Below are 7,559 nucleotides of genomic sequence, written 5' to 3'. Positions count from 1 at the left end.
GGTGCCTCGGCAGGCTAAGGGCGGCTGGCGCCGCCGTCGCCCAATAAATTGGCCTCCCACAATCGTGTCTTCATCGCCTAATCAGGTGCCCTCCTACACCTGCCTTCGGCAATGCCCCGATAAACTGCTGTAGGAGGGAGTTTTTATCAATCAGCGCGAAAAACCGCTTACTTTTAGTGAGCGGATGGATAGCGCGGCATCCGCAGGATGCCCTTGCTGATGATTTGTACAGTGCTATACTACTCACGTCGACACGACCTACCGAGGGGCACTCGGAAAGTTACGTCTGTGGAGACAATGTGAGACCTGGGGGATATGAGTTGGTTCGCCACCGTAAAAATCCCACTGTGGGACTTTTACGGCGATAACCAAGCCATTCCCTCGGGCAATCGTCTTGGAAGCAGAAACCAGGAAGGTAACAACCTGGGAATCCCCTTCCTTTCCGTCGCTAGACGGCAGCGCAAGCTGAGGGTGGGGAGGATGTCAAGGCTGTAGATTAAGCTTCACCTAGCAGCCCTAAGCTGGCGGCGGGGGCTTGGCGTCGCAGGCTGTAGGAGAGCGCGTGGCCGATGATGCCTATCAGCAGCGCGCCGCCAATGGGGAGCGTGAGCCATAGGCCGAGGTGCAGGCGTGGGGTTAAATCGAGCCAGTAGAGGTAGAGCGCGGCAGTAGCCAGTTCCGCCAGGACCGCCCCTAGCAGGCCGCTGGCGAATCCGAGCAGCGCGTATTCAGCCCCTTGCACGCGGGAGATCATTCGGTTGCCTGCACCAAACACCCGCAGCAGGCCGCTCTCGTGGGCGCGTACCGGGCGGCTGGCGGTGAGCGCGGCGTAGAGCACACTCACCCCCGCCAACAACACCAGAATTAGCACAAGCTCTACCGCGCGAGTCACTTGGGTCAATACATCGCGCACCTGCCCTAGGATGGCATCTACGTTGAGCAGCGAGACGCCGGGGAAGTCGCTAACCAGCTCGCGCACCAAGCCCTGCTCTTCGTCTGGCAGATGGAAAGCGGTGATGAAGCTATGGCCGAACGATTCCAGCACGCCGGGCGGGAAGATCACGAAGAAGTTCGGGTTAAAGCTGTCCCAGTTCAGGCTACGCAGGCTTTCGATGCGCGTTTTGATGCTGTCGCTGCCTACGGCGAATGTGATTTCGTCCCCTAAGCCCAAACCAAGACGCTCAGCCAAACCATCCTCCACCGAAATGGGAACAGTTTCTGAGTTGCTAGAAGGCGTCGCGTCCACTTCGCTCATCCAGCCTTCTGGCTCACTGGCGGGGGTAAACCACTGCCCTGCCACCACTTGGTTGCCTTCGGGTAGCTCGGATTGCCACGTCAGGTTAAGTTCACGGCGCAGCGAGTTGTCGCCTCGGGCATCGGCGGGCACCGCATCTCTGGGCGCTTGTCCGTTAATCTCGGTAATACGCCCACGCACCATGGGGTAAAGGGTGCTTTGGGCATCGACCCGAGGCGCCACCACTTGCTCGAACGCATCCCGCTCGCCGGGCTGAATGTTGATGGCAAAGTAGTTGGGGGTGTCTTCTGGTAGTTGATCTTGCCAAGTAGTGAGCAGATCCCCACGCACCTGGACGATCATCGCCATGGCAAAAAACGTGACCGAAAATGCCAGCAGTTGGCCAAGCCCCGCCTGCTTGCGGCGGGCCAGTTGACGCCCGCCCAAGCGAAATGCCTGAACCCACTCGCCGCCGCCCTTAAGGCGCTGCACAGCGCGAAGCAAACCTTTCAGCAATAAAGAACTCACGCCCCACAGCAGCGCCAATAAAGCCGAGCCCCCCACCAGAAGCGCCAAGGCCAGAGGGAAGCTGCCTGAATAGAGCCACAGCAGGCCACCAAACACGATGCTAGCCACCCCCACCACCAGCCAAGCGGCGGGCGGTAACGGGTCCAGCTCTCGCCGCAGGACTTTAAGCGCGCTTACCTGCTTGATACGCAGCAGCGTTGGGCCTGCAAACCCTACCAGCACCGCCAGCGCGGTGAAGATACCGAGCCATAGCGGCATAATGCCAGGGGGTGGCAGCGTCATGGGCAGAAAGCTGGTCAATAGCCACAGCAGTACGGCTTGGCCGACCAAGCCCAGCAGCGCGCCAATAAGGGAGGCCATTAATGCCAGCCCAATCAGTTGCAGGCTGAAAATCGTCACAAGCTGATACTGGCTGGCACCAAAGCAGCGCAGCAGCGCGGCGGTATCCAGGTGACGCTCTACGTAGCGGCGGGTCGACATAGCAACCGCCACCCCGGCCAACAGCACCGCTGCTAATCCGGCAAGGCCTAAGTAGCTTTCCGCACGTTGCAGGGCATTACCCAACTGCGGGCGGTCTACCCGCACATCACGCACCTCTACGCCGTCGCGCCGTAGCTGTGCCAACAAGCCTTGCACCTGATCTAACGCAGCGGGCGGCCCGGCGGCGAGCAGTTCAAACTCAATACGCGACCCTGGCTGCACCAGGCCAGTGGCTTCAAGGTCAGCGGTATTGAGCATCAAGCGCGGGTTGAAGTTACCAAAACCGGCGGATTGGTCCGCTTCGCGTTCGATAATTCCGCTAATGGTTAGTTCCATTTGCCCCACCTGCACGCGGTCGCCAATCTCTATCTCGATCAGCTCTGCTAGCCGTGGGTCTGCCCAGGCTTCGCCTGCAGGTGGGCCAGAGGCGATTTGCTCGACGCCGCTGCCCCTATCTACGTGAGAAACACCGTAATGCGGGTACACGTCATCCACCGCTTTGAGGCTGGCGGGCTGGAAGCGCTCCCCCTGGCTGATCATGGAGACCAGATCCACTTGGTCGCTCAGCGTAAAGCCCGCCTGCTCTAGCGTATTGCGCAGCTCTTCAGGGAAAGGGTCGCGCTGTTCGAGCACTAAATCGCCCCCCAGCATCTGCCCGGCTTGGCGCTCAAGGCCGCGCTCCAAGCGATCAAGAAAGAAGGCAATCATGGTGGACGCGGCCACCGCCAGAACCAGCGCCACAAACAGCGCCTGTACATCCGCCGCACGCAGGTCGCGCTTTAAGCTCCGAGCGGCCAAACGCCAGTTGATATCACTCATCGCCTTCCCCGCTGTTGGCTGGGGCTGGCTCGAACGGGACGAGCTGGCCGTTGGTCAGACGCAGGCAGCGGTCGCAGCGGCGCGCTAAGGCGTGGTCGTGGGTGACGAGAATCAGCGTCGTGCCCGCTTCTTTATTCAACGTGAAAAGCAGGTCGATGATCTGCGCGCCGGTATCCGGGTCCAGGTTGCCTGTCGGCTCGTCGGCAAACACCAGCTCAGGGTCGGTCACGAAGGCACGCGCAATGGCGACCCGCTGCTGCTCGCCGCCAGAGAGCTGTTTGGGCTGGTGGGACGTGCGCTCGCCAAGCCCTACACGTTCCAACCACTGCTGGGCCGTACGGGTTTCTCCGGCCCGAGGCGAGAGCTCTAGCGGCAGCAGCACGTTTTCCAGCGCGCTGAGGGTCGGCAACAGCTGAAAGTTTTGGAACACGAACCCCACTCGCCCTGCCCGCAGTGCGGCGCGGCCATCCTCATCCAGGCGGCTCAGCGCGTGGCCGAAAAGCGTCAACTCACCGTCGCTGGGCGTATCCAACCCGGCCAACAGGCCTAGCAGCGTCGATTTACCCGCCCCGCTTTTACCCAAAATAGCCACGCTCTCCCCCGCCGCTACGCTTAACGACAGGTCGTGTAAGATGGTTAGCGTGCGTTCACCGCTGGTCACTCGTTTGGCCAGCTTTTCCGCGTGCAGCACTGGCTGGCTCACCGCTTCATGGGGAACCTTCTGGGCCGCCGATGGGTCGGTGTTGGGCGAAGCCGCATCTTGGGTCGTGGTATTGGACATTGGGTCAGAGGAGTGAGGCATGAAACGTGGATTCCCTTTAGCAATTCAAAAACAAGCAATTCAAAAACTGTTTCGTCAGACACTGGCCTTTCAGCGGGGGCAAACGGCCACCCGGCGTGGTGTGTCTAGCGCCGTCATGCTGATCATATTTTTGGGTGCTGCCCCTTTATACGCCAACACGTCTGAAGAGCACCTACCAACGCTCCTCGTGATGGGCGACAGCTTGAGCGCGGCGTACGGTATTGAGCAGGAGCAGGGCTGGGTCACGCTGCTGGCAGAGCGCCTTGACGGTGAAGCGCAGGTGGTGAATGCCAGCATTAGCGGCGAGACCACCTCAGGCGGTGCCCAGCGATTTGCCGATATCATCGGACAGCGTGAGCCGGATATCGTTCTGTTAGAACTGGGCGGCAACGATGGCCTGCGCGGTTTACCACCGGCCCAAATGCGCACCAATCTGGCCACGATGATTGAACAAAGCCAGCAAGCAGGCGCAGAGGTGCTGCTGTTAGGTATCGATATTCCGCCTAATTACGGTCAAGCCTATCGCGATGCATTTACCAGTGTCTTTCATTCGCTCGCGGATGAGTACGATATTCCGCTGGTGCCCTTCTTGCTGGAAGATATCGCGCTTAATAAACAGCTGATGCAGAGCGATGGTATCCACCCCACTGCCGAGGCCCAGCCAATTATCCTAGAAAACGTGTGGCCTGAGCTTGAACCCATGCTGGAAGAGACGTATCAGGCTTCTTCTCAGTAGTATACTTTGCGCACGGCACTGACTCGCTGGGCAACTCCATTTTTTCATGCCTTGCACGCATGTAGTCTAAGAACTACAATATCTTTATGCTCGCTATTAAACAAACCGACACTTACCGACGGTGGGAACGTAAGCTCCGCGATTCGCGCGCCAAAGCACTGATTGCCGCCCGTATTTTCAGGCTGGCCAACGGATTGACTGGCGATGTAAAACCCGTTGGTCAAGGCATCAGTGAACTGCGTATTCATCATGGCCCAGGATATCGTGTCTATTTTAAACAACGCGGTAATGAGCTTGTCATCCTGTTGTGTGGTGGCGATAAAAGCACTCAGCAAAACGATATCGATACAGCGCAGCGTCTGGCAGCAGAATGGGAGGAATCATGAGCGATAAGATTTACGACTATGACCCAGCAGCAGCCTTAGAGAACGATGAAGCCATCGCGCTCTTTCTCGCTGATGCGCTGGAAACCGGAGATGCCACTTATGTTGCTAAAGCGATGGGTATCGTAGCGCGCGCTAAAGGAATGACAGAGCTTGCTCGCGAAACCGGCCTCTCCCGTGAGCAGCTCTATCGTTCGTTCAGCGAGCAAGGCAACCCAACGCTGAAGACGATGTTGGCCGTCATGCGTGCACTGGGTATGGACTTGACGGCAAAACCACACCAAGAAGAACCAGCAGCATAAAACATTGCCTTTGTGTTTGACCTGACCAAGCGCTCTGCCGTAATAATTTCCTTCCCGAATATCTGAAAACGTTTGGATGCCAATAGGCAGCTTGCGGCGGTTGGCGTTGGGCACGGTGGCTTCCTGCGGTCCACATACATTATTAATACCTAATAGCATGGCGTTATTACACAAAGAGGTCGTAGGTTGACGATTTAACCCATCTTTAGGCTGCGCGCTTTTCTCGTTTACCTGGCAGTTGCTGTATTCCAAGCCCGCATAAAATAAGCACTAGCCCCACCAGCGTGGAAGGCAGCATTGGCTCCCCCACCACCAAGTAGAGCAGCAGCAGCGATACCGGCGGGGATAGGAAGATCAGGTTAGAGACTTTAGCCGTGCGGGACACTTTTTGTACGGCCAGTTGCCAAAGTACAAAGGCTACGCCCATTTCAAACAGGCCGACATAAACGCCTGCGCCTAGCGCGGGCCAGCCATGCCATTGCACGCCGGGGCCAAGCAGTAACAACATGGTTAGCACCGGTAACCCAACGCTAAAATTTTGCCACTGGCCTACCAGGGGTTGTCGTTGATCCCGCGCGTTGAGCAGCCAGTAAAGTGCCCACAATAGGGTTGATGAGAGCGCCAGCAGCACGCCCAAAGGGTCTTCAAACGCCACATTGAAGACATTGCCTCGCGTAGCAATTACCCAAACGCCGCTATAGGCCACCAGCCCCGCCGCCACATCCAGACGAGTTAAGCGGTGCCCCAGCAGCGGCACTGCCAGAAACGCCATGGCAAGCGCCCAGGTGTAGTTCAGCGCCATGGCCTCTTGGCCCGGCAGCCGGTTATAGGCGGCAAATAGCACTAAGTAATAAGCCACGGGGTTCATTAGCCCGGCCCAGAGCGCTGTTCGCCAGCCTTGGCGCAGCGCTAGCGCCATCTTGCCCTGTTTGAAGACCAGTGCGCCCATCAACAGCCAGGAAACTAGCGCCGCTATCCACATCAGCTCCAGGGGGCTCATCCATGCAAGGGCTACCTTGAAGGCGGTGGCAACGGTCGACCACAGCGCCACGGCGCCCAATCCATACAGCATCGCCTGTTGGTCTTGGGTCATCGGTCGATATGCCCCAGGTCGCGCGCAGGGTCGATCTGGTCACGCACTTGCTGCTTGAGTGTTTTGATGTCGGGAAAGCCACCATCGCGCTTGCGCTCCCATAGCAGCGTGTCGCCACACCAGATCTCAAACGTACCGCCGTGGGAGGGGGAGAGCGCGACCTCTGTTAGCTGCTCGCCAAACGTGGAGAGAAGTTCTTGGGCATACCAGGCGCTACGCAACAGCCACTGGCATTGGGTACAGTAGCGAATGTGAATGCGGGTCATCTTTTTGAGTCCTTATCTATCCGTTCCTTTGAAACGCAGGTTTTTAAAGCACAGGCTTTTGGAACACAGGGCTTTTTAAATACAGGTTTTAAAATACAGTGTGGCATCCTAAGTAGGCATTCTGTCATCTTAAATTAGCAATCGCCAAGGAACCGACATGGCTCAACCGGAAGTTTCACAGACGCAGTTATACGAGTGGCTGACAGGCGATGACGATAGCCGTATGTGCGACGATATACCTGACGATGCCTGCCAAGAGCAGCCGCACAACTTTTTTCTGCACCTTTTCGCTTCGTTAGGTAATAAGTTAGCGGATGAGCTGTCGAGCGCCCGCTTAGTGCTGCCCTGGCTGCTGGGTATTATCGGCGCTCCGGTATGGATGGTGGGGTTATTAGTACCGATTCGTGAAGCAGGCGCCCTCCTCCCCCAGCTGTTTGTGGCTGGCTTTATTCGCCTAAAGCCCCAGCGCAAGTGGGTGTGGGTGGCGGGGGCCGTGCTGCAGGCGGTGGCGGCTATTGCTTTGGCGTTACTGGCCCTGATAGGCAGCGGGGCTATCGGCGGCTTGTTGGTGTTGGCCGCGTTGGTCATGCTCTCCTTGGCACGGGGGCTCTCCTCCATTGCTACCAAGGACGTGCTCGGCAAAACCATCGCCAAGCGCCGCCGAGGCACTTTGATGGGCTGGAGCGGCAGCGTCGCGGGTGGTGCAACGCTGGTTGCCGGCGGTGTATTGATGTGGTTCGGCGACCGCCCCGGCAATTTGGCATTGGCCATACTGCTTGGCGTAGCGGCCGCTGGCTGGTTACTCAATGCGCTGTGCGCAGCGAGTTAAGCTCAGTTCTTGTGTATGGAGGGCAGTAGAGAGGGTGGCGTATCCTGTTGATTGATCTCGCCAGATCACAACCAACATAGGACGGAT

Annotated in this window: 7 protein-coding genes and 1 pseudogene; 4 read left to right on the top strand and 4 right to left on the bottom strand. The window is 58.1% G+C overall.

Going from position 1 to position 7,559, the window contains the following annotated elements:
• Positions 1 to 496: 496 nt before the first annotated feature.
• Together BMY49_RS12660 and BMY49_RS12655 are read right to left on the bottom strand one after the other, a co-directional pair.
• Positions 497 to 3,061 carry an ABC transporter permease gene (locus BMY49_RS12660; RefSeq protein WP_089675719.1) on the bottom strand — a complete coding sequence of 855 codons (2,565 nt, stop codon included), beginning with the start codon at positions 3,059 to 3,061 and terminating at the stop codon, positions 497 to 499.
• Positions 3,054 to 3,863 carry an ABC transporter ATP-binding protein gene (locus BMY49_RS12655; protein ID WP_089675718.1) on the bottom strand — a complete coding sequence of 270 codons (810 nt, stop codon included), beginning with the start codon at positions 3,861 to 3,863 and terminating at the stop codon, positions 3,054 to 3,056. The genes BMY49_RS12660 and BMY49_RS12655 overlap by 8 nt, the downstream gene beginning before the upstream one ends.
• Before the next feature lie 115 nt (positions 3,864 to 3,978).
• On the opposite strand from BMY49_RS12655, the gene BMY49_RS12650 reads away from it, so the two are divergent.
• From BMY49_RS12650 to BMY49_RS12640, 3 genes are all read left to right on the top strand, one after another.
• Positions 3,979 to 4,599: an arylesterase gene (locus BMY49_RS12650; protein ID WP_371827829.1), complete on the top strand. Its 621-nt coding sequence runs from the start codon at positions 3,979 to 3,981 to the stop codon at positions 4,597 to 4,599.
• Between the two features lie 86 nt (positions 4,600 to 4,685).
• A complete protein-coding gene (locus tag BMY49_RS12645) occupies positions 4,686 to 4,985 on the top strand; it encodes a type II toxin-antitoxin system RelE/ParE family toxin (protein WP_044630744.1) in 300 nt (99 codons plus the stop codon).
• Positions 4,982 to 5,284: an addiction module antidote protein gene (locus BMY49_RS12640; protein ID WP_054641079.1), complete on the top strand. Its 303-nt coding sequence runs from the start codon at positions 4,982 to 4,984 to the stop codon at positions 5,282 to 5,284. Before BMY49_RS12645 ends, BMY49_RS12640 begins: the two co-directional genes overlap by 4 nt.
• Before the next feature lie 205 nt (positions 5,285 to 5,489).
• On the opposite strand, the gene BMY49_RS12635 is transcribed toward BMY49_RS12640, so the two are convergent.
• Both BMY49_RS12635 and BMY49_RS12630 read right to left on the bottom strand, forming a co-directional pair.
• Entirely contained in the window at positions 5,490 to 6,377 is an 888-nt protein-coding gene (locus BMY49_RS12635; RefSeq protein ID WP_089675716.1) for a DMT family transporter, read from the bottom strand.
• On the bottom strand, positions 6,374 to 6,643 hold the full coding sequence (locus BMY49_RS12630; protein ID WP_044628516.1) for an Rdx family protein: 270 nt from the start codon (positions 6,641 to 6,643) through the stop codon (positions 6,374 to 6,376). The genes BMY49_RS12635 and BMY49_RS12630 overlap by 4 nt, the downstream gene beginning before the upstream one ends.
• 157 nt (positions 6,644 to 6,800) lie before the next feature.
• Here BMY49_RS12630 and BMY49_RS12625 point away from each other — a divergent pair.
• A pseudogene (locus BMY49_RS12625) lies at positions 6,801 to 7,466 on the top strand (MFS transporter); the annotation flags it as partial.
• Positions 7,467 to 7,559: the final 93 nt, after the last annotated feature.

Source organism: Vreelandella aquamarina, from assembly GCF_900110265.1.
Lineage (GTDB): Bacteria > Pseudomonadota > Gammaproteobacteria > Pseudomonadales > Halomonadaceae > Vreelandella > Vreelandella aquamarina.
The sequence above is the reverse complement of the archived record's forward strand: the minus strand, read 5'-3'. Positions and strand labels throughout refer to the sequence as shown.